Annotated in this window: 21 protein-coding genes; 7 read left to right on the top strand and 14 right to left on the bottom strand. The window is 71.6% G+C overall.

What is annotated here, in order from left to right; translation table 11 throughout:
• The 5 genes from BN12_RS14905 to BN12_RS14925 all read right to left on the bottom strand — a co-directional run.
• A partial coding sequence (locus BN12_RS14905) for an ATP-binding protein (protein ID WP_048553656.1) occupies positions 1–2,441 on the bottom strand: 2,441 nt, incomplete at its 3' end.
• 19 nt (positions 2,442–2,460) lie between these two features.
• Positions 2,461–2,730 carry a hypothetical protein gene (locus BN12_RS24590; RefSeq protein WP_048553657.1) on the bottom strand — a complete coding sequence of 90 codons (270 nt, stop codon included), beginning with the start codon at positions 2,728–2,730 and terminating at the stop codon, positions 2,461–2,463.
• Positions 2,731–2,920: 190 nt separating this feature from the next.
• Positions 2,921–4,948, bottom strand: coding sequence for a vWA domain-containing protein (locus BN12_RS14915; protein WP_048553659.1), 2,028 nt, complete (start codon positions 4,946–4,948; stop codon positions 2,921–2,923).
• On the bottom strand, positions 4,948–6,342 hold the full coding sequence (locus tag BN12_RS14920; protein ID WP_048553663.1) for an AAA family ATPase: 1,395 nt from the start codon (positions 6,340–6,342) through the stop codon (positions 4,948–4,950). Before BN12_RS14920 ends, BN12_RS14915 begins: the two co-directional genes overlap by 1 nt.
• Positions 6,343–6,487: 145 nt before the next feature.
• A complete protein-coding gene (locus BN12_RS14925; RefSeq protein WP_048556452.1) occupies positions 6,488–6,862 on the bottom strand; it encodes a VOC family protein in 375 nt (124 codons plus the stop codon).
• A gap of 274 nt (positions 6,863–7,136) precedes the next feature.
• Here BN12_RS14925 and BN12_RS14930 point away from each other — a divergent pair, with 274 nt between their 5' ends.
• Positions 7,137–7,355, top strand: a complete 219-nt coding sequence (locus BN12_RS14930) for a hypothetical protein (protein ID WP_048553666.1) — start codon at positions 7,137–7,139, stop codon at positions 7,353–7,355.
• On the opposite strand, the gene BN12_RS14935 is transcribed toward BN12_RS14930, so the two are convergent.
• Both BN12_RS14935 and BN12_RS14940 read right to left on the bottom strand, forming a co-directional pair.
• The gene (locus tag BN12_RS14935; protein WP_048553668.1) at positions 7,352–8,221 is read right to left on the bottom strand and encodes an alpha/beta hydrolase; all 870 of its coding nucleotides are present in this window, start codon (positions 8,219–8,221) and stop codon (positions 7,352–7,354) included. The genes BN12_RS14930 and BN12_RS14935 overlap by 4 nt on opposite strands.
• A gap of 121 nt (positions 8,222–8,342) precedes the next feature.
• Positions 8,343–8,852, bottom strand: coding sequence for a flavodoxin family protein (locus BN12_RS14940; protein ID WP_048553672.1), 510 nt, complete (start codon positions 8,850–8,852; stop codon positions 8,343–8,345).
• A gap of 44 nt (positions 8,853–8,896) precedes the next feature.
• Between BN12_RS14940 and BN12_RS14945 the strand changes: the two genes are divergently transcribed.
• From BN12_RS14945 to BN12_RS14955, 3 genes are all read left to right on the top strand, one after another.
• Positions 8,897–10,174, top strand: coding sequence for a multidrug effflux MFS transporter (locus BN12_RS14945; RefSeq protein ID WP_235432422.1), 1,278 nt, complete (start codon positions 8,897–8,899; stop codon positions 10,172–10,174).
• 73 nt (positions 10,175–10,247) lie between these two features.
• Positions 10,248–10,853, top strand: coding sequence for a helix-turn-helix domain-containing protein (locus BN12_RS14950; RefSeq protein ID WP_048556453.1), 606 nt, complete (start codon positions 10,248–10,250; stop codon positions 10,851–10,853).
• Between the two features lie 18 nt (positions 10,854–10,871).
• Positions 10,872–11,777: an EamA family transporter gene (locus tag BN12_RS14955; protein WP_048553677.1), complete on the top strand. Its 906-nt coding sequence runs from the start codon at positions 10,872–10,874 to the stop codon at positions 11,775–11,777.
• A 26-nt stretch (positions 11,778–11,803) separates the two neighbouring features.
• Here the strand turns inward: BN12_RS14955 and BN12_RS14960 are convergent, their stop codons facing one another.
• The 4 genes from BN12_RS14960 to BN12_RS25255 form a co-directional block, all read right to left on the bottom strand.
• Complete coding sequence (locus BN12_RS14960; RefSeq protein WP_048553678.1) at positions 11,804–12,268, bottom strand: hypothetical protein; 465 nt, start codon at positions 12,266–12,268, stop codon at positions 11,804–11,806.
• Between the two features lie 182 nt (positions 12,269–12,450).
• The gene (locus BN12_RS14965; RefSeq protein ID WP_048553679.1) at positions 12,451–15,375 is read right to left on the bottom strand and encodes a vitamin B12-dependent ribonucleotide reductase; all 2,925 of its coding nucleotides are present in this window, start codon (positions 15,373–15,375) and stop codon (positions 12,451–12,453) included.
• 172 nt (positions 15,376–15,547) lie between these two features.
• Positions 15,548–16,024, bottom strand: a complete 477-nt coding sequence (gene nrdR, locus BN12_RS14970; RefSeq protein WP_048553680.1) for a transcriptional regulator NrdR — start codon at positions 16,022–16,024, stop codon at positions 15,548–15,550.
• A 397-nt stretch (positions 16,025–16,421) separates the two neighbouring features.
• Entirely contained in the window at positions 16,422–16,610 is a 189-nt protein-coding gene (locus tag BN12_RS25255; RefSeq protein ID WP_162233088.1) for a hypothetical protein, read from the bottom strand.
• A gap of 79 nt (positions 16,611–16,689) precedes the next feature.
• Here BN12_RS25255 and BN12_RS25260 point away from each other — a divergent pair, with 79 nt between their 5' ends.
• Positions 16,690–17,226 carry a DUF1697 domain-containing protein gene (locus BN12_RS25260; RefSeq protein WP_048553683.1) on the top strand — a complete coding sequence of 179 codons (537 nt, stop codon included), beginning with the start codon at positions 16,690–16,692 and terminating at the stop codon, positions 17,224–17,226.
• Positions 17,223–18,341, top strand: a complete 1,119-nt coding sequence (locus BN12_RS14985) for a winged helix DNA-binding domain-containing protein (protein ID WP_048553686.1) — start codon at positions 17,223–17,225, stop codon at positions 18,339–18,341. The genes BN12_RS25260 and BN12_RS14985 overlap by 4 nt, the downstream gene beginning before the upstream one ends.
• Positions 18,342–18,579: 238 nt before the next feature.
• On the opposite strand, the gene BN12_RS23870 is transcribed toward BN12_RS14985, so the two are convergent.
• Positions 18,580–18,963: a LysM peptidoglycan-binding domain-containing protein gene (locus BN12_RS23870; RefSeq protein WP_157635511.1), complete on the bottom strand. Its 384-nt coding sequence runs from the start codon at positions 18,961–18,963 to the stop codon at positions 18,580–18,582.
• A 212-nt stretch (positions 18,964–19,175) separates the two neighbouring features.
• Between BN12_RS23870 and lexA the strand changes: the two genes are divergently transcribed.
• Positions 19,176–19,901 (top strand): transcriptional repressor LexA, encoded by a 726-nt coding sequence (gene lexA, locus BN12_RS14995; protein WP_048553688.1) that lies wholly within the window; start codon positions 19,176–19,178, stop codon positions 19,899–19,901.
• A gap of 138 nt (positions 19,902–20,039) precedes the next feature.
• Here the strand turns inward: lexA and BN12_RS15000 are convergent, their stop codons facing one another.
• On the bottom strand, positions 20,040–20,615 hold the full coding sequence (locus BN12_RS15000; protein WP_048553695.1) for a GNAT family N-acetyltransferase: 576 nt from the start codon (positions 20,613–20,615) through the stop codon (positions 20,040–20,042).
• Entirely contained in the window at positions 20,612–21,502 is an 891-nt protein-coding gene (locus BN12_RS15005) for an NAD-dependent protein deacetylase (protein ID WP_048556455.1), read from the bottom strand. The genes BN12_RS15000 and BN12_RS15005 overlap by 4 nt, the downstream gene beginning before the upstream one ends.
• Between the last annotated feature and the right edge of the window lie 163 nt (positions 21,503–21,665).

Below are 21,665 nucleotides of genomic sequence, written 5' to 3' on the forward strand. Positions count from 1 at the left end.
CGGCCGGCCCACGCGAACCGCGCCGCCTCGGCCTCGGCGCGCCGCAGCCAGGCCCTCATCTCGACACCCTGGCCCTCCCGCCTCGCCGCCACGGTGGCCACGACGTCGGTGAGCCGGGCGACCCGGTCGAGGAAGGGACCGGGGTCGGCGCCCCCGACGACGGCATCGGCGAGGGCGGCCAGGACGAGGGCCGACAGCCGGGCCCGGGCGTCGAAGACCGGGAGCGCCCAGACCTGTCCGATGAGGGTGACCGCCTCGTCGTGCACGGCGAGAGCACCCTCGAGATCGCCCCTCGCCGCATACGCGTCGATCGCCGCGGCGGTCGAGTGGACCGTCGTGAACATGTCGTGGGGCCACGCCGACCGGAGGTCGGGAAGCATGGCGAGCGCCGCGTCGGCGTCTCCCCGCAGCGCCGCGAGCGTGATCCGGGTCGCGTCGAGCGAGGACTCCGCGAGGGCCGGGAAGCCGAGCCGCTCGGTGTCGAGCAGGACGTCGGCGACCTCCCAGCGACCGACGATGACGGCGTAGTGCGCCCCGAGGGCGCGTGCCTCGATGGCGAACGGGTCGCTCGGGACGCCGAGCGCGGCCGCCCGGGAGACCGCGTCGGCGAGGATGTCGACCGCTCCCGAGAAGTCGTCCGCACGGGCCGACACGCGGGCCAGCTGGTGCCGGGCCCGCAGCTCGCCCTGGACGTCCCCGGCGGCGGCGGTGCGCTCGATGAGCCCCCTGAGCGCCGCGAGCGACCCCTCGCTGTCCCCTCGGAAGTCGTCGAGCCGGGCCATCGTCATGAGGACGTCCGCCTCGAGGTCGGCGAGCTCGAGGTCGCGGGCGATGCCGAGCGCCTCCGTCGCGGCGATCGTCGCCTCGTCGAAGCGGTCCACCGTGATGAGCATGCGCGCCTTGTTGGCCCAGAGCGCCGCCATCGTCTTGTTCGGGTCGGTCCGGTCGAGCCAGCCGATCGCCTCGTCGACGAGCGCGAGGTCCGGCTCCGCCTGGTCGATGTAGAGCTGGGCGTCACTGATCGCCGCGACGAGGCGGGCGCGCTCCTGGAGATCGCCGGTGTGCCCGGCGTACTGGGCACGGAACAGCTCGAGGGCGCGATGGGGGTCGCCGGACGCGAGGAGGGCGGCGCCGGCCTTGAGGGAGACCTCGACGACGTCGGCGTCGAGGTCTCCCACGAGCGCCGGGTTCTCGGCGAGGAGGACGAGGACGTCCTCGAAGTGACGTGCCGCGTCGGCGGGCCCACCGACGGCCATCGCGTCCTTGCCGGCCCGGAACGACGCCTGCGCCGCGAGCGCGATGTCGCCCGCCTGCCGGGCGTGGTAGGCGAGGGCGGCGCTCGCCCGCGGGCCCCGGCGATCCCGGAGGGCCTCGGCATACCGGCGGTGCAGGTCGACGCGCTCTCCCGGAAGGAGGTCGTCGAGGATCGCCTCGGCGAGCAGCGCGTGCCGGAAGGCGTAGGCGCCGGACCCGGTGACCTCGACGAGGTGGAGGTCCACCGCGGCCCGGAGCGCCTGCTCGAGGTCGGCGCGGGGGAGGTCGACGACCTCGGCGAGGAGGTCGTGGTCGACGACGCGGCCCTCGACGGAGGCCGCCCGCAGGACGCGGCGGGTGTCCTCGGGCAGGGCGTCGACCCGGACGAGGAGCAGGTCGGCGAGGTCGTCGGGCAGTCCGCAGCCGCGCGCGGCGACGAGCTCCTCGGCGAAGAACGGGTTGCCGCCGGAGCGCGCGACGATTCCGGCGGCCTCCTCGTCGGTGACCTCCGGCTCGATGACGCGGACGAGGAGGGCGACATCGGCGTCGGGCATGGGCGCGAGGACCATCCGCTCCACGGTCGGCAGGCGGGACCATTCGGCGAGCCTCGGACGCAACGGATGACGCCGGTGGAGGTCGTCGGCCCGGTAGGACACGACGAGGGCCACGGGGCCCCGGAACCCGCGGCCGAGGAGGAAGGTGAGCAGCTCGCGCGTGGACCGGTCCGCCCAGTGCGCGTCCTCGACGACGACGAGGACGGGCCCGCTCGCCGCGAGATCCTCCAGCGCCGCATGGACGGCGTCGAAGAGGTCGAGCGGGTCGGTCGCGGCGTCGGTGTCGGCGGTGTCGCGCAGGGCGGAGGGCAGGAGCGGCCCGAGCTCGAGGTGACGGGAGAGCACGTCCTCGACCCGGGGGTCGTCGCGGACACCGCGGCCGAGGAGCTCGGACACGGGCAGGTAGGGGGTGTTGCTGTCGCCGAGCTCGAGGCAGTGCCCGACGAGGACGACGGCGCCCGCTCGCTCGGCCTCGGCGACGAGCTCGGCGAGCAGCCGTGTCTTGCCGACGCCGGCGTCGCCCCCGAGGAGGGTGACCGATGCGGTGGGGACGTCGATCACCCTCCGGCGCAGGGCCGCGAGCTCCGCCGAGCGCCCGACGAGCGGCCGGGCAGGGGTGATGAGGGGTGGCACCCCCTCATCATGGCGGGTCTCAGTGAGCGGCACGGTGGACGGCGGTGTGCGTGGCCCGGCGTGCGGCGGCGGTCGAGCCGCTCTGGACGCCGACCGGCCACTGCGTCTGCTCCTCGCCGCGCCGGCTGAGAGACCAGATGCGGCGGGCGGCGTCACGCAGCGCGTGGTGGTGGTCCGGCGTCGTGCGATGGTCGGCGTCGTGGTGCGCCTCCGCGGATCCGGTGGCCCGCTCGATGCGGTACCGCGTCTCGGCTGCGACGACGTCGTGGTCGGTGGGGATGAAGTTCATGACGGCTCCTTCGATGTGCTGACACCGTCAAGGCTCGCCGTCTGAGGTAGGCCGCCACATCGGGAAACCACCCAGTCCTCGCGGGCGTGCTCCGCCGTCGCGGCCTGAGGTAGCTCAGGCTCCCGGGACACCGGGATCGGGCCGGGCGGGGACGAGGGGCGGGCCCCGCATACCGAATGCCGGTCGGTCCTCAGTCCCCGACCCAGTACCCCCGGCCACCGAACCAGTCGCCGTATGCCGACCCGGACGACGACGAGCTCCCCCGCGACCCGAGGTAGGAGCCGACGACGGCGGCCCCGAGGTCGTCGAGCTCGGGAGCGATGACGCGGCCACCGACCCGTCGCGCCATCGACTCGACGAACCGGGCGAGGCCGGGGTCCTCCCCGAGCCGGAAGAAGGTCGTCTGCGCGCCCATCCGGCCGGCGTTGTCGAGCTCGCGGATGCTGTAGGCGATGGTCAGCGGATGGGGTGGGTAGCTGAACATCACCTCGCCGTCGGGCTCGAGGTGGGAGGTCGGCTCGCCGTCGGTGACGATGAGCAGGACGGGCTGGGCGCTCGGGTGCCGGCGGAAGTGCCGGTTCGCGAGGAGCAGGGCGTGGTGCAGGTTGGTTCCCTTGTCCCACATGGCGTCGAGGGCCGTCAGCTGCTCGATGTCCATGACCTGCGCGTGCCGCCCGAAGCCGATGAGCTGGAGGTGGTCGCCCCGGAAGCGGGAGCTGATGAGCTGGTGGAGGGCGAGCGCCGTCCGCTTCATGGGCACCCACCGGCCGTCCATCGCCATGGAGAAGCTCGTGTCGACGAGGAGGGCGACGGCGGCCTGGGTGCGGGCCTCGGTCTCGCTCACCTCGACGTCGCGGATGTCGAGCCGGACGCCGTGGCTCGGGTCCCCACCGTCGGCGGCGACGCGCTGGACGGCGTTGGTCACCGTGCGGGTGACGTCCCACGGCTCGGTGTCGCCGAACTGCCACTCGCGGGTCGCGCCCCACAGCTCGCCCGCCGCGCCGGCCTGCCGCAGGTCCCGCTGCCCCTGGCGCCCGGACAGGCGGGTCGCGGCGTCGCGGAGGAGCGCCTTGCCGAGCTGCCGCATCGCCTTGGGCGAGAGCCGTAGCTGACCGTCGGAGCCTCGTCTGAGGTACCCGGTCTCGGACAGGGCCCGCTCGAGCTCGGCGAGGGTGCGGGCGTCGACGGCGGCCTCGTCGCCGAGCTGGCGGGCCAGCTTGTCGAGGTCGACGTCGTCGAGGCGGGCCCCGTTGTACTGCTGGGACAGCTGCTCGGCGAGATCGTCGAGGTCGGCGAGGTCCTGGAGGATGCCGGTGCCGTCGCCGAGGCCGACTCCCTGCTCGCCGTCGAACCGCTCCCCGCCCGTCCAGTCCTCGCCGGGGCGCAGCGCCCGCAGGTTCGCATCGAGCTGGGCGAGGGACTCCATGAGCGCCGGGCTGCCGAAGGCCTGGGTCGCGAGCTGGTCGAGCTCGTCGCGCTGCTCCTGGGTCATCGAGTTGCGCATCCGCTGCGCGGCGGCGGCCCGCTGGGCCAGGGAGTCCAGGAGCTCGTCGACGGACTGGGGGTTCTCGGGGAAGAACTCGCCGTGCTTGTCCATGAAGTCGCGGAACTGCTCGTCGGTGTCCTCGCCGCGCGCGTGGGCCGCGAGGAGGTCGTTGAGGTCGCGAAGCATGTCGTTGACCCGCTCGCGGTCCTCGTCGGTCGCATTCTCCAGCGCCTGCTTCATGCCCTTGAAGTGCTGGTCGAGCAGCTCCCGGCCGAGGAGGTCCTTGATCCGCTCGTAGTCCTCCCGGGCGTCGCTGCTGTGCCAGCGGTAGTCCGACAGCTCGTTGACCGCCGCGGCGGTCGACGACGGGAGGTTCTCGATCCGCATCTCGTCGAAGCGGGCGTCGTCCTCCAGCTCGCGCGCCAGCTGCTTGCGCTCGGCGAGGACGGCGCGGTCGAGCAGCTCGCGGACCTCCTCCATCGTGCCGTCGAGCCGGTTCCGCCGGAGCAGGTCGCGGCGGCGCTGCGCCACCTTCGCCGCGAGGTCGTCGAGGCCCTGCCGGTTCCGACCACCCCGCCGGAGGAACTCCCGCATGGCCCGCTCGGGCGAGTAGCCGGCCATCACGTCCTCGCCGATGGCGTCGAGGGCCTCGGCGAGGTCGACGGGGGGCGCGAGCGGGTCGGGACCCCCGGCATACCGGGCGTAGCGGGAACGGTGCAGGTCGCGGGCCATCAGCCGTAGACCGTCTCTCCCCCGGCCGAGTCCTTGCTGATCTTCCGGGCGAGGTAGAGGCCCTCGAGGGCCAGCTCGATGGCGCTGGCCCGCTCCCCGTCGTTCGTGGCGCCGAGGCGCTCGATGACCTCGTCGTAGAGCTCGGACTCGCCGAGGACCGGCAGCCCCGTGAGGAAGTCCCGCGCGGTGACCTGCTCGCCCGTCACCACGACGGCTCCGTCCTCGATGGCCTCGACGAGGAGGGCGAAGTCGATGCCGCGGAAGTGCTCCCGGACCGTGTCGGCCGTCGCCTGCCGCAGGAGGTGGGTGAGGATGTCGTGCTCGCGTCCCTCCTCGCCCGTCTCGAACTCGATCTTGCCGCCGAGGACGTCGACGGCCGTCTCGAGGTCGACGACACGGGCGACCGGATCGTCCTCGTGCCGGACGGTGGATCGGTGGAGCGCCGCCGCGGCGATCGTCTCGGCACCGGCGATGGCGAACCGGGCGGAGACGCCGGAGCGCTGGTCGACCGCGCTCGACTCCCGCAGCCCGCGGGTGAAGCGGGCGAGGATCTCGACGAGGTGGTCCGGCACGGTGGCGACGAGCTCGGCCTCCTGGCGGACGACGGCCATCTCGTCCTCGATGCGCGTCGGGTAGTGGGTGCGGATCTCGGCGCCGAAACGGTCCTTGAGCGGCGTGATGATGCGGCCGCGGTTCGTGTAGTCCTCCGGGTTGGCGCTCGCGACGACGAGGGCGTCGAGCGGGAGGCGCAGGACGTAGCCGCGGATCTGGATGTCCCGCTCCTCCATGACGTTGAGGAGGGCGACCTGGATGCGCTCGGCGAGATCCGGCAGCTCGTTGACGGCGACGATGCCGCGATGGCTGCGCGGGACGAGCCCGAAGTGGATCGTCTCGGGGTCCCCGAGGCTGCGGCCCTCGGCCACCTTCATCGGGTCGACGTCGCCGATGAGGTCCGCGACGCTCGTGTCGGGCGTGGCGAGCTTCTCCGCATACCGCTCGGACCGGTGCCGCCAGGCGATCGGCAGGGCGTCGCCGAGCTCCGCGGCCCGGCGGATGCTCGCGTGGGTGATCGGCTCGTACGGGTGCTCGCCGAGCTCCGCGCCGGCGATGACCGGCGACCACTCGTCGAGAAGGCCGACGAGGGTGCGCAGCACGCGCGTCTTGCCCTGGCCGCGCTCGCCGAGCAGGACGATGTCGTGACCCGCGATGAGGGCGCGTTCGAGCTGGGGGATGACGGTCGACTCGAAGCCCTGGATGCCCGGCCAGGGGTCGCGGCCCTCGGCGAGGGCCGCGAGAAGGTTGTCGCGGACCTCTTCGCGGAGGGACTTCTGGACGTGGCCGGAGGCGCGAAGCTCCCCGACGGTGTTGATCTGCGGACGCTCGGCTGCTGTCACTTCTTCACCCTAGGCATGGGTATGCCGTCCCGCACAAGGAGGTTCTCGGTGGGCGACCCGCCCGGACCCGCTCGCGGGTGAGACAGCCGTCGCCCCAAGGGTGGCCGATCCACCCGCGAGCGACCGGCTCGGGCGGCGAGGACGCTCAGGAGTCGCCGTGGTGGCATACCGCCTCGACGTTGTTGCCGTCGGGGTCCCGGACGAAGACGGCGTAGTAGCCCTCGTGGTACTCCGGCCAGAGCCGCGGCTCGTGGAGCACCTGCGCCCCGAGGCCCGTCGCGGCCTCGTGGAAGGCCCGGACGGCGGCTGCATCGGTCGCCTGGAAGGCCAGGTGCATCTCCCGCTGCTCGCCGCCCGCGTCCCACCGGGTGATCCAGAAGGCGGGGTGGCCCTCCGCGCCATACCCGATGGCCGCGCCGAAGTCCATGACCCGGCCGTATCCGAGGACCTGGAGAACGGTGTCGTAGAAGGTCGTGCTCGCCTCGTAGTCCGCACAGTTGATGCCGAAGTGATCGATCATCCGCCGAGCGTAGAGGCGACCCTCGCCGGGCGTCACGCGATCGACGGACCCATGCTCCGACATGGGCTGCAGGAGATGCACGGGCGCGTGCTCACGGTCCCCCTCCGTCGGCGCGACCAGCCGGACCGGGAACGACTCGACGCCCGGTACCAGCGCTTCCGGGCCGGGTGAGAGCGGTCGCTGTCCGGTGGACCGACGACCTCAGCGCTCGCCACCGCGGCGTCCGATGGCGGACAATGGAGGGCCGGACAGACAACCACCGAAGGAGGACGTGATGAGCATGCTGCGCGACGACCTTCCCCCGGAGGACGTGCAGGAGCAGAACGAGCCGCTCGAGCCGGACGACGAGGTGCCTGCCGAGGGCGAGCCGCTGCCCGAGGAGCCCATCCGGGTGGCCGACGTCGAGGCCGACGAGGCCGACTGGGTCGAACAGTCGATCGCTCTCCCCGGGGACGACGACTATCCGTATGCCGAGGAGGACGAGCAGGGCTAGAGAACGCGACCGAGGAAGGCGAGGATGTCGGCCGTCACCTCGTCGCGGTTGGTCTCGTTGAGGATCTCGTGCCGCGCCCCGGGGTACACGGTGACGGTCACGTCCCGCACCCCGGCGTCCCGGTAGCGCTGCCCGACGAGCTCGACGAGCTGGCCGCCACCGGCGAGCGGGTCGTCCGAGCCGGAGACGACGAGGATCGGCAGGTCGTCGCGAACGCCCGCCAGCCGCCCCGGGTCGCCGGTCTGGGGAAGCCCCTCCACCATCTGGCGCGTGGCCGCCGCGTCGAGCCCGAAGCCGCAGGCGGCGTCGGCGACGTAGGCGTCGACCTCGGCCTCGTCGCGGCTCAGCCACTCGTACCCGGTCCGGTGCTCGAACGGCTCGTTGAAGGCCGACAGGTCGGTCTCCGCGTCGGGGTCGAGCTGGGCGACGATGACGTCGCACGCCGTGCTCCCGGACAGCACGAGCGCGTCGAGGTCGGCACTATGGTCCAGCGCATACTGTTGCGCCGCAAAGGAACCCATGCTGTGGCCGAAGAGCGCGAGCGGGATCCCAGGGTGCTCGGACCGGGCGTGTGCGCCCACCGCGCCGAGGTCGTCGACGAGCGCCTGCCAGCCTCCGTCGCCGAGCCGTCCGTGTTCCTCGGGCGATCCGGCCGTGCGCCCGTGGCCCCGGTGGTCGTCGGCGTAGACGACGTAGCCGGCCTCGGTGAGCGCCTGGGCGAAGCGGCGGTAGCGCGCGGCGTGCTCGCCCATGCCGTGCGCGAGCTGGACGACCGCCCGCGCCTCGCCGTCGGGTGACCAGCGGTAGAGGAACAGCCGCGTGCCGTCGTCGGACCCCGAGGGGATGGTCGTCGTCGTCTCATCCATGGGGTGCATCCAAGCACGGCGTATGCCGTCTGCCCGCCACGACCCGTCCCCTCGCCCCGCGTCGTCGGCTCGCCTCGGCCTACCCGGCGTCGTCGGCTCGGCCGCCCGTCACCCGGCCGGCTCAGTCCTCCATGAGGAGGGCGGCGACCGTCGCGCCGAGCTCGTACGCACGCGCCCGCTCCTGCTCGCCGACGTCGCCGAGCACCTCGAGCACCTCGGAGGCCTGGCGCCATCCGAGGCTGCCGACGATCGAGAGGACGGAGCGGACGGCACCCGTCGTGTCGTACCGCCCGTGGACGTACAGGCCGAACGGCCGCCCCTTCGTCGCTCCCTCGCTCGGGTCGGCGGACCCGTCGGCCGACAGCGCGCCGCCGATCCGCAGGTAGGTGGAGTCGAAGACGTGCTTGAGCGCGCCGCTCATGTACCCGAAGTTCGCCGAGGTGCCGAGCAGGTAGCCGTCGGCACCGAGGAGGTCGTCGGCGTCCGCCACCCCCGTCGCGAAGTCCAGGGCCGCGCAGGAGACGACCTCGACCCCGTCGATGGCGTCGTCTTGTGCCCCCTCGAGGACCGCGTCGGTGAGGGACCGGAGCGAGCGGGTCGGTGAGTGGTGGACGACGAGCAGACGGCGCATACCGCCATTCAACCTCGCCCCGTCGCCGCCCATAGGGTGGCGCGGTGACGTCGACGCCGCCCTCCCCCGCACAGCGGCCGTTGTCGCAACGGGTACGGATCGTGCTCCCCGCCATCCTCGCCGGCCTGTCGATGCTCGGCCCGTTCAGCATCGACACGGCGTTCCCCGCGTTCGCGGCCATCCAGCGTGACTTCGGCGTCGGCACCGACGGGACCCAGCAGCTCGTGAGCGCCTACCTGCTGTCCTTCGCGGTGATGAGCCTCTTCCACGGCCCGCTGTCGGACGCGCTCGGACGCAAGCCGGTCATGATCGGCGGGCTCGCGGCATACGGCATCGGATCCATCGGCTGCGCCCTCTCCCCGAACCTCCTTGTCCTGCTTGGGTTCCGGGTGCTCCAGGGGCTGGCCGCCGGTGGAGGCGTCATCGTGAGCCGCACGGTCATCCGCGACGTCTACGACGGCCCCGAGGCCCAGCGGCTGATGAGCCGGGTCATGATGATCTTCTCGATCGCGCCGGCCATCGCACCGGTCATCGGGGGTCTCCTCCTCCAGCTGGGTCCCTGGCGGGTCATCTTCTGGTTCCTCACCGGCGTCTCGATCCTGCTCATCGCCCTCGTCGCGTTCGTCCTGCCCGAGACGCACCCCGCCGAGCTGCGGGTGCCCTTCTCCCCACGCCCGCTGCTCACCGGCCTGCGGACGATCTCGGGCAGCCTCACCTTCCACCGCGTCGCGTGGGCGGGTGCGCTGGCGTTCGGCGCGCAGTTCCTCTACATCGGGTCGGCCGCGATCTTCGTCGTCGACCTGCTCCACCGGGGAGCGCAGGACTTCTGGATGTTCTTCGTCCCCATGATCTCGGGAGTCGCGCTCGGCGCCTGGCTGAGCGGCCGGCTCGCGGGCCGGGTGAGCGGACGGCGCCTCGTCCTCGGCGGTCAGCTCTTCGGGGTCGCCGGGGCCGGCGTGAACCTCGCCATCGCGCTGTCCCCCGTGGGTGCGACCCTGCCGTATGCCGTCATCGGTCCCGGGCTCGTGGCGTTCGGGAGCGCTGTCGCCTGGCCGACGATGCAGCTCATCGTCCTCGACATGTTCCCCGCCACGCGGGGCGCGGCGGCGTCGGCCCTCACCTTCATCCCGCTCGTCCTCAACGCGGTGACCGCCGGGGCGCTCGCGCCGTTCGTCACCCGGACGGTCGGCACCCTCGCGGCGACCTGCCTCGCGATGACCGTCGGCGGCCTCGCGATGTGGATGTGGCATCTCGCGGAGTCCCGGCGAGTCGCGATGCCCGAGCCCGTGACGATCGAGGGCGCCGAGCCGCTGCCCGACTGACACGGGCCTGCGTCTGCGGGCTTGCCAGCATGGACGGCATACGGTGCACTTCGAGTGCAGTATGATGCACTTCATGGATGCGTCCGTGTCTGCTCTCGCGGCGGCGATCGGCGCCCGGGTCCGCCAGGAGCGTCAGGCGCGGCACTGGACGCTGGACCGGCTCGCGGAGGCGGCCGGGGTGAGCCGGCGGATGGTGGTCAACGTCGAGCAGGGCGCGGCGAACCCCAGCGTCGGGACGTTGCTCCGGCTCAGCGACGCCTTGGGGATCGGGTTGCCGTCGCTCGTCGAGATGCCCCTTCCGGCACGGCCCCGGGTCGTCCGCTCCGGCGAGGGCGCGGTCCTGTGGACCGGCGAGGCGGGCGGAACGGGCGTCCTGGTCGCCGGGACGGAGCCGCCGGACGTCGTCGAGCTGTGGGACTGGACCCTCGGGCCGGCGGAGTCCCACGCGAGCGAGGCGCACACGCCGGGGACGGGCGAGCTCATGCAGGTCCATGAGGGCACGGTGACGGTGCGGATCGGGGACGTGGCGGTCGTCCTCGCGGCCGGCGATGCGCTGACGTTCGGCGGTGACGTGGCGCACTCGTATGCCAACACGGGCGCCGGGACCGCCCGCTTCTCCTTGGCAGTCTTCGAGCCGGGCGTCGGAGCCGCACCGCCGGTGGAGGACGAGCATGCCTGACCGCGACCGGGCCGTGCCATGACGGCGCCGTCCCACGCTCGGCTTCCCGTGCCGCCGTGGGCCCTCGCCGTCACCGCGATGTTGTCCGTCCAGCTCGGCTCGGCGCTGTCGGTGCACCTCATCGGAGCCGTCGGGGCAGCCGGGACGGCCTGGCTGCGCCTCACAGCCGGTGCCCTCATCATCCTCGTCCTCGCCCGGCCGCCGCTCCGTCAGATCCGCCGGCGCGACGCTCCTGCCCTGCTCGGCCTCGGCGTGACGACCGGCCTCATCACCACGTGCTTCCTCGCGGCCATCGAGCGCATCCCGCTCGGCACCGCGGTCGCCGTGGAGTTCCTCGGCCCGCTCACCGTCGCCGCCGTCCGCAGCCACAGCCGACGGGCTCTCGCCTGGCCCGCGCTCGCCCTCGCCGGGGTCGTCCTGCTCACCCAGCCCTGGCGCGGCGAGGCGAACCCCGCGGGGCTCGGCTTCGCGGCCCTCGCCGCGATCGGCTGGGGCACGTACATCCTGCTCACCCAGCGCGTCGGCGACCGGTTCGGCGGCATCGGAGGGCTCACCATCACGATCCCCGTCGCCGCGCTCACGGCCGCCGTCGGGGGTATCCCCCAGGCCGCCGGGCACCTCACTGCCGGCATCGTCGCCACCGCCACGGGGCTCGCGGTCCTGCTCCCGGTCCTGCCGTTCGCGTGCGAGATGGTCGCGCTGCGGCACATGACTCCGGCCGCGTTCGGGACGCTCATGGCCCTCGAGCCGGCGATCGGCACGACCCTCGGACTCCTCGTCCTCGGCCAGACCCCGGCGCCCGCCCAGCTGCTCGGCATCACCCTCGTCGTCCTCGCGGGCGCTGCCGCCCAACGCGACGGCCGGCGGTCCCCACCCGGCGGTCGGTCGGAACCGGCCCAAACCGGTATGGAGATCCTCGGGTAGCCCCGCTGCCTGCCGGCTCTGGCGGGTCAGTGGTCGTTCTTGAAGGTGAAGTAGGAGCCCCGGATGGTCCCGGCCAGCTTCGACTTCTGCCGCGCGAACTTGAACGTCGAGGCGAGCTCCTCAGGGATCTCCATCCCCTCGGAGAGCTTGAACCCGACGGCCCGCTTCTTGGCGTCGTCGATCGTGTACATCACGTTGATCGACAGGCCGCTCTCGTAGAACAGGTAGGCCATCCGGATGCCCTCGACCTCGAAGCCGGTCGCTTCGAGCGGCGGGGAGGCGATAACGATGCCGCGCTCGTCCTTGAGGATGCCGTGCACCCAGTCGATGGTCTCCTGGGCCTGGCTCGCGGGCTCCACCGTGAAGACGTGGCCGTATTTGTTCCTCAGGTAGCGGGCCTCGTTCGCCCGGAGGCCGGCGAGCGCCTCCGCCACCGGCGACGACTCGAGACCGACGGTCGAGACGTTCGTGAAGTCCACGACGTAGGACATGCCCTGCTCCTGACCTGTATGCCGGCACACTCCTGACGCGTCCACCGGCCTGCTCCGGCGGAGACTACCTCGACCGTCCGGCTCCTCGACATGCCGACGTGCCAACGTGCCGACAGCCGTCGGTCTCGGGCCTCGTGGCCGGAGACCGACGGCTGTCGGTGTCAGCCGCTGTCGTCCCGCTTTCAGCTGCAGCCGCTCGTGCTCCCGCAGCCCTCGCAGACGTAGCAGGAGCCGGCGGGACGCATCTTCGTGCCGCAGGTCATGCACATCGGGGCGTCGGCCGCCTTGCCCTGGAACTTCTCGAGGAGATCCTGCGAGGAGTGGATCTCGACGCCGACCTCACGAGCCGAGGCGGCTCCGGAGCCCGACCTCACCTCCAGGTCCGCCGCACCCGAGCCCGCCTCGCCGTCGGCGGGCGTCGGTGTCGACTTCTTCGAGGAAGCGCCGATGCCCTGGGACAGGGACTCGATCTCCTCCTCGAGCTCTTCGTCGGACTCCTCGACCGCCGGCGTGTAGGAGCCGGTCTCGAGCTGGCGGGCCCGCTCCTCCGCGGTGTAGATGCCCATGTAGGACCGGGTCTCGAAGTCGAGGTGGTCCAGCGCCAAGCGGCGGAAGACGTAGTCCATGAGCGACTGGGCCATCCGCACGTCCGGGTCGTCGGTCATGCCGGCCGGCTCGAAGCGCATGTTCGTGAACTTCTCGACGAAGGTCTCCAGCGGCACGCCGTACTGCAGCGCGACCGAGGTGACGATCGAGAAGGCGTCCATGACACCCGCGAGCGTCGAGCCCTGCTTGCCGAACTTGAGGAAGACCTCACCGAGCCGGCCGTCGTCGTAGGCGCCCGCCGTGAGATACCCCTCCGCGCCGCCGACGGCGAACGACGTCGTCTGGCTGTGGCGGCGCTTGGGGAGCCGCTCGCGGGTCGGCCGGTAGACGACCTTCTCGACGGTGACCGGCGCGGCCGCGGCGGCATCGGCCGCCGCCTTGTCGTCCTTGGCCTTGCTGCCCCCGTCGGAGAGCGGCTGCCCGACCTTGCAGTTGTCGCGGTAGACGGCCAGCGCCTTGAGACCGAGCTTCCACCCCTGGAGGTAGACGTCGGCGATCTCCTCCACGGTCGCCGTCTCCGGCAGGTTGACCGTCTTGGAGATGGCACCGGAGAGGAAGGGCTGGGTCGCCGCCATCATCCGCACGTGCCCCATCGGGCTGATCGCCCGCTCCCCCATCGCCGTGTCGAAGACCTCGTAGTGCTCCGGCTTGAGGCCGGGGGCGTCGACGACGTGCCCCTTGTCGGCGATGTACTCGACGATCGCCTCGATCGTCTCCTCGGCATACCCGAGCTTCTTCAGAGCCCGCGGGATGGTGAGGTTGACGATCTGCATCGACCCGCCGCCGACGAGCTTCTTGAACTTGACGAGCGAGAAGTCCGGCTCGATGCCCGTCGTGTCGCAGTCCATCATGAAGCCGATGGTGCCGGTCGGCGCGAGAACACTCGCCTGGGCGTTGCGGAAGCCGTTCTTCTCGCCGACTCGGACGACGTCGTCCCATGCCTTCGTGGCGAGCCGGTGGATGTCCTTGTCCATCGTGCCGATGGTGCGGACCGCGTCGTTGGCTGCCTGGTGCTTGCGCATGACCCGCTTGTGGGCGTCGGCGTTGCGCGCGTACCCCGCATACGGCCCGACGACCCCGGCAAGCTCCGCCGACCGCTTGTAGGCCGCACCGGTGAGCAGCGAGGTGATCGCCGCGGCGAGCGCGCGACCGCCCTCGGAGTCGTAGCCGTGCCCGGTCGCCATGAGGAGCGCGCCGAGGTTGGCATACCCGATGCCGAGCTGACGGTAGTCGCGCGTCGTCCGCCCGATCGCCTCGGTGGGGAAGTCGGCGAAGCAGATGGAGATGTCCATCGCGGTGATGACCAGCTCGACGACCGCCTGGAAGGTCTCGGCGTCGAACGTGTCGTCGGCGCGGAGGAACTTCAGCAGGTTGAGCGAGGCGAGGTTGCACGAGGAGTTGTCGAGCGACATGTACTCCGAGCACGGGTTGGACGCCGTGATGCGACCGGTCTCGGGGTTGGTGTGCCAGTCGTTGATCGTGTCGTCGTACTGGATGCCGGGGTCGGCGCACTCCCAGGCCGCCTTGGCGATCTTGCCCCACAGCTCGCGGGCGTCGACGGTCTCGATGACCGAGCCGTCCTTGCGGGAGCGCAGCCCGAACTCCGTCCCCTCCTCGACGGCCCGCATGAACTCGTCGTTGACACGGACGGAGTTGTTGGCGTTCTGGTACTGGACCGAGACGATGTCCTTGCCGCCGAGGTCCATGTCGAACCCGGCGTCGCGAAGGGCCCGGATCTTGTCCTCCTCGCGCGCCTTCGTCTCGACGAACTCCTCGATGTCGGGGTGGTCGACGTCGAGGACGACCATCTTGGCCGCGCGGCGGGTCGCACCCCCGGACTTGATGGTGCCCGCGGAGGCGTCGGCGCCGCGCATGAAGGAGACGGGCCCGGAGGCCGTGCCGCCGGAGGAGAGCAGCTCCTTCGACGAGCGGATGCGCGACAGGTTGAGGCCTGCGCCCGAGCCGCCCTTGAAGATGAAGCCCTCCTCCTTGTACCAGTTGAGGATCGACTCCATCGAGTCGTCGACGGACAGGATGAAGCAGGCGCTCACCTGCTGCGGGCTCTTCGTGCCGACGTTGAACCAGACCGGCGAGTTGAAGCTGAAGACCTGGTGGAGGAGGGCCCAGGTCAGCTCGTGCTCGAAGATCTCGGCATCGTCCTCGGAGGCGAAGTAGCCGTGGTCCTTGCCCGCCTTCGCGTAGGTGAGGACCACCCGGTCGATGAGCTGGCGCAGCGACCCCTCCCGCTCGGGCGTCCCGAGGGCCCCGCGGAAGTACTTCGTCGTCACGATCGTGCTCGCGTTGACCGACCAGAAGTCGGGGAACTCGACACCGCGCTGGTCGAAGATCGTCTCGCCCGTCTTCCAGTTCTGCTGGACGACGTCACGCTTCTCCCACGTCACCTCGTCGTACGGGTGCACCCCCGGCGTGGTGAAGATGCGCTCGATCCTGACGCCGGCGGACTTGCCCCTGCGGGAGCCCGCGCGTGCGGTCTCGGTCATGTCTGCTCCTCCTGTGTTGCTCTTCTGTTTCTATCGGCGACCACCGACAGCCCTCCGGTGGCGGGCTCGTTCTCGGTGGTCCGGTGGTGCCTGTCGTCTCGAGTCCCGTCCGGGGCTCGATGTGGGAGCGGCCGTATGCCGTGGCCCCGGGCACGCGGCATACGACCGGGCTCTAGGTGCGGGTGGGCTCCCGGCCGGTGGCCGGTTGCTCGGCACGCAGCAGGGTGATGGCGGCCTCGAAGTCCTCGAGGGACTCGAAGGCCTGGTAGACCGACGCGAAGCGCAGGTAGGCGACCTCGTCGAGCTCGCGCAGCGGCTCGAGCACGGCGAGACCGACCTCGTGCGCCTCGACCTCGGCCGTGCCCGCCTGCCGGATCGTCTCCTCGACCCGCTGGGCGAGCCGGGCGAGCTGGTCCTCGCTGACCGGGCGGCCCTGGCATGCCTTGCGCGCGCCCACGAGGACCTTGTCGCGGCTGAACGGCTCGGTCGTCCCCGACCGCTTGACGACCGAGAGACTCGCCGACTCGATCGTCGTGAACCGCCGACCGCACTCCGGGCACTGACGACGGCGCCTGATCGACGTGCCGTCGTCGGTCGTCCGCGAGTCGATGACCCGGGAGTCGGTATGCCGGCAGAACGGACAGTGCATGGCTCCTCCTCCCTCCGGTACAACGTCGACGACGGGCATCCGCATCCCGCCCCGGTGCCGGCATCCGGTGGATGACGATGGGGACGGGCTGTTGATGACCTGTGGGCAACCCCGGCGCAGATGTGCACTACATGTGGACGAACTACAACGGTGTAACCACTAGATATAGGGATACTAGGCGTGGTGTGACCCAGGACGCAACAGCTACCCGCCCCGATCGGCGGTTGGTTGCGTCTGCGCAGGTCAGCGACCTGGATGCCGCGGCGACCGTCCGCGTGTCGCGTCCCCGTCGGCGTGTCGCAGCACTACTCCTGGGGTGGATGTGACCGATGGTTCCCACATCTGGTGGTCCGGCCGAGTCCGCCTGCCCGTCGGGCGGGAGGGTGGGCCCCCGACCTCACTCCCCGGGGCAGAACGACTGGTGGACCAGAGCGCCGGTGACCGCCCAGTGCCAGTCGGCGGGTCCGGACGCGCCGCGCGCGCCGGCTCCACAGCCGCAGCTCCAGTGCCAGCGACCGAGCGCGTCGCACGCCACCTGCGGGTGGTGGCTGCGGCGGGCGGTGCGCCGGGTGGTCAAGGTCCTCATGCTCATAGGAGCCGGCGCCGGATGTCCTGATACACCCGTCACTGCTGACGGAGGCGAGCACACGGCATACGGTCGCCTCATGACGACGTGGATCCTCTTCCTCCGAGCCGTCAACGTGGGGAAGCGTCCGTTCCCCATGGCGCAGCTACGGGCGGTGCTCACTCGTGCGGGGTATGCGGACGTCGAGACCCACATCCAGACCGGGAACGTCCGACTGGACTCCCCGACCCGCTCACGGGCGAAGATCGAGCAGGACGTGGAGGCCCTGCTGGCACGGGATCGCGGCTTCTCCATCGACGTCGTCGCCCTCACTCCGAAGGAGCTGACGGCGCTCGCCGAGGATGTCGAGAGCCTCGCGGCCCGTCATCCGGCAGAGCACGGCCACTATGTCAGCCTGCTCAAGCACCCGGCGACGCCCGACCAGGTGGCGACCGTCGAGAACCACGGCTTCGACGACGAGGTCGTCGTCGTCCGTGGGCAGGCGGTCCACTTCCTCTACGGCAAGCCGTACCACGAGGCACGGATGTCGAACGCCGCCGTGGAGAAGCGGATCGGCGTCGCGACGAACCGCAACGCGAAGGTCATCCGCGCGCTCGCCGCGAAGTGGGGAGCATGATCCGCGACGGCCTGAGGACGCGCTCCCTGGAGTGGGCCGTCTCCCGTCGTCTCGCGACCCAGCGTCTGACGTCGCCCGCTCTGCCCTCGGCGGCCGATGCGGTTCGCACCCTGCTCGCCGTCCAGGCGCAGGACGCTCCCCTCGCCACCTGGTCGCTCGGCCTTCGCTCGCGACGCGACACGCATGGCGCGGTCCGCGCCGAGCAGGACGCGGGGACCTTCGTCCGGACGCACGTCCTGCGGCCCACCTGGCACTACGTCGCGGCCGAGGACCTTCGGTGGCTGCTCGGGCTCACGTCCGCCACGGTGGAGCGCGGTATGGCCTCCCGACACCGGCAGCTGGAGCTCGACGACCGGACGATCGCGGCGTCCATCGACGCGGTCGCCCAGCTGCTGTCCGGTGGACACGCCTTGACGCGCAAGCAGCTCGGCCCACTGCTCGCCGACCGGGGGCTCCCCGGACCCGGCGAGCGACTGGCCCACGTCCTCCTCCTCGCCGAGCTGAGAGGCGTGGTCTGTTCTGGGCCGCACGACGGCCGCGAGCACACGTATGCCCTCCTGGAGGAGCGGCTGGCGCCCGATCCCGATCCACCGGCGGAGCGCGACGAGTCCCTCGTCCGGCTCGTCACTCGCTTCTTCCATGGCCACGGCCCGGCCGGCGTCGCCGACCTCGTCCGGTGGGCGGCCGTCACGACGCGTGAGGTGCGGCGCGGGCTCGATGCGGCCGGGGACCGGCTGGCGGCGGCCGTCGTCGAGGGCGAGGAGCAGTGGTTCGACCCAGCGGCTCCTCCCCGCGCGTCACGGGGCTCGAGGCATCGCGGGCTGCTCCTGCCGACCTTCGACGAGGTCGTCCTCAGCTACGTCCGGACGCCGTTCCCTCGCGTCGAGGAGCACGTCCGTGGAGATCGCCGGTTGTCGCCGGCCGAGGTCGGAGGTGGCGCGGTCGTCGTCGACGGCCGCGACGTGGGCACCTGGCGCCGCATCGTGTCGCCGACCGCGGTCCGGGTCCGGGTGCACGTGTCCCCGGCCGTGCGGGACGCCACCCTCGAGCCGATCCACGGCGCCGCCGAGCGGCTCGCGTCCTTCGTCGGCCTGCCGCTCTCCTTCGACGTCTGACGGTCGCCCCGGCCCGGCCCACCACGTCTCGGTCCCAGGGCCGGCGTCCCATGACGTCTCGCTCCAGGACCGGTCTCACTCCAGGGTGGGTCGCACTCCAGGGCCGGTCGCACTCCAGGGCCGGCGCCCGACGACCACTCGCCCCGAGCCCGGTCTCCCCAAGGTCTCCCCCAGGACTCCCCCAGGACCAACGCCCGGACGATGCCTCGCCCCAGGGCCGGTCTTGGCCCGGATGACGTCAGCCTCCCGGGATGACGAGCCGCTGACCGGCCTGAACCTGCGCGCTCGGGAGGTTGTTCGCCAGCCGGATCCTCGCCACGGCGTCGTCGACGGGCACCGCGGGGAGTCTGGCGGCGGCGATCTGGGACAGGGTCTGGCCGGGTTCGACGGTGATCGTGCGAGCTGGACCTCCACCACCGCCGATGGCCGTGAAGGCGAGACCGGTCACCAGACCGGCGACGACGACGAGCACCACGAGCCGCCCGAGCGGCGTGGGTCGCAGGCGTCGACGAACCCCGGCAGGTCCATCGACGGCGGGCCCGGTGGGCACGGACACGAGTCGAGGACGGCACGGGGTGCCCTGTCTTGAGGCCGGTGCGTAGGCGGCTGCTGCTGCGCTCATGATCTCCTCCAAAGCCCTCGTCGACGGCGTGTCGTACGAGTGTTCTACCGACTGTCTGTACGATGTCTAGCACGTGACGATCGATACCCGCAAGCATTTCTCGAACTCATGTTTGATAATCCTGTTCGATCTCGCTAGTATCGTTCGTGATGCAAGACACTCCACCACGGGCCACCGACAGGCCCCTGAGCAGCGAGAACGAGGTCAAGCCGATGACGACGGACGACAAGGACGGCGCGAGCGTCTCCGAGATGCCCGACCGGGAGCAGGGAGACGGGCTGACCGTGCGACAGCGCCGGGTCCTGGAGGTGATCCGGAACTCGGTCGACCGCCGGGGCTACCCACCGAGCATGCGGGAGATCGGAGAGGCCGTGGGCCTCACGTCACCGAGCTCGGTGGCGCACCAGCTGATGACGCTCGAACGCAAGGGGTGGATCCGCCGCGATCCCCATCGGCCCCGCGCCATGGAGATCGTCTCGCCGAGTGCACCAGGCCGTCGGGGCCACCGTCGCCCGCCTGTCGAGTCGGTCGTGGACGAGACGGGGATCAACGACACGCAGCCCGAGCCGAGCTATGTGCCGCTCCTGGGGAAGATCGCCGCGGGCGTGCCCATCACGGCCGAGGAGCTGGTGGAGGACGTCTTCCCGCTTCCCCGCCAGCTCGTCGGCGAGGGATCCCTCTTCCTTCTGAAGGTCGCCGGCGAGTCGATGGTCGATGCCGCCATCTGCGACGGGGACTGGGTCGTCGTGCATCAGCAGCAGACGGCCGAGAACGGCGACATCGTCGTCGCGATGCTCGACAACGAGGCGACCGTCAAGACGTTCAAGCGGGCCAAGGGCAAGGTGTGGCTCATGCCGCACAACCCGATGTTCACGCCGATCGACGGTGATGACGCGACGATCCTCGGCAAGGTCGTCGCCGTGCTCCGCCGCATCTGATCCGGCCCGACCGCACGGCTGATCCGATTCGACCGGGCACCTCAACGGGCTCGACCCGGGTGGGTGACCATCAGCGGGTCCGCTGCGGCCGGGGCGTCGGGTCCGTCGCGGTCGGGCGGGTCGATCACGGTCGACCGCTCAGGGACTCGCCGTGTCGCGGGACGTCGGTGCGCCGGGTCTGGCGGGACCGTCGGCGAGCGGGGCGCGGCGCTGATACCAGGCGGTGTCGACCCATCGGTCGAACTTGCGACCGACCTCGCGCATCGTCCCGACGTGGGTGAAGCCGAGGGACGTGTGGAGCGCGATACTCGCCGGGTTCGGCAGGGCGATGACGGCCAGCTCGGTGTGGCACCCCACGTCGTCGAGATGACGGAGCAACGCGGCATAGGTCGTCCGCCCGATGCCCCGCCCGATCCAGGCCGGATCGAGGTAGATGCTCGTCTCCCGCGTCGCGGCGTAAGCGGGCCGGACCCGGTAGACCGAGGCGTAGGCATACCCAACGACCCGATCACCTGCGGACGCGACGAGCAGCGGCAGGGTCGGGTTCGGGTGAGCGAGGACCTGGGCGAAGTGTGCCTCGCCGGGCTCCTCGAGGTCGAAGGTCGCGATGCTCGCCCTCACGGCATGGGCGTAGATGGCCCGCAGCGCGGAGGCGTCCTCGGGCCGCCCGGCGCGGACCGTGACAGGGTGCGCGCCGTCGGCGGTGCCCGTCATCCACCGGCCTGAGGTGCGACCTGTGCCGACGCGCCCACCGCCGCCGCGAGTGCGGCGAGGGTTCGGCCGAGGGGGGCGTCGAGACGCACGGTGGCCTCCGCGTCACCCCGGGTCGGTCCGTGGGTCACGATGCCGACCGGGATCCGCCGGGCCGCAGCACGGCGGACGAACCGGTAGCCGCTCATCACGGCGAGGGAGGAGCCGAGCACGAGAAGCCCGCGCGCGGCATCGGTGAGAGCCAGGCACCGCTCGACCCGGGCCTTGGGCACCGACTCGCCGAAGAATACGACATCGGGCTTGAGGGTGTCGCGACCGCACACCTGACAGGTCGGCACGCGGAAGGCCTCGACATGGACCTCTTCGAGGGCGATGTCGCCGTCGGGACGGATCTCGTCACTGGTCACCTCGAAGGCCGGGTTCGCCTCGGCCATCCGCGCGTCGAGGTCGCGCCTGTCGCTCCGGTCACCACAGGTGAGGCAGACGACGTCCGCCAGCGAGCCGTGCAGGTCGATGACGTCGCGCGTCCCCGCGCGCTGGTGCAGTCCGTCGACGTTCTGGGTGATGACCGGCCCGACCCGCCCGGCGGCCTGCAACGCGGCGACCGCCTCGTGCCCGACGTTGGGCCGGGCCCGATGGAACCGCTGCCAACCGACGTAGGACCGCGCCCAGTACCGCTGCCGAGCCAGGCTGGACCCGACGAACTCCGCATACTGCATCGGCCGGACCCGACGCTGCCCGTCCGGCCCGCGGTAGTCGGGGATGCCGCTCTCGGTCGACATGCCGGCCCCGGTGAGGACGAGGGGCGAGCAGCCGACAAGCAGATCGGCCACAGCGTCGATGTCCTCGAGGCCGGTCGTCGCCGTGGATGGGGAGCCGGTCACCGTCATGTCATGAGCGTATGCGGCGTTCCGCACCGCGGTGCCCTGACGGGCATCGACGACGGCGCCGGGCTCGACGCCTCGGTTCGGCTACCGACTGGTGCATCGACGGAACCGACGGACACCGATGGTGCACAGACCCCGATCGGGTGCCAGACCGCCAGGCGGGGTG

Source organism: Nostocoides japonicum T1-X7 (assembly GCF_001046855.1).
In the GTDB taxonomy this organism is placed as follows: domain Bacteria; phylum Actinomycetota; class Actinomycetes; order Actinomycetales; family Dermatophilaceae; genus Nostocoides; species Nostocoides japonicum.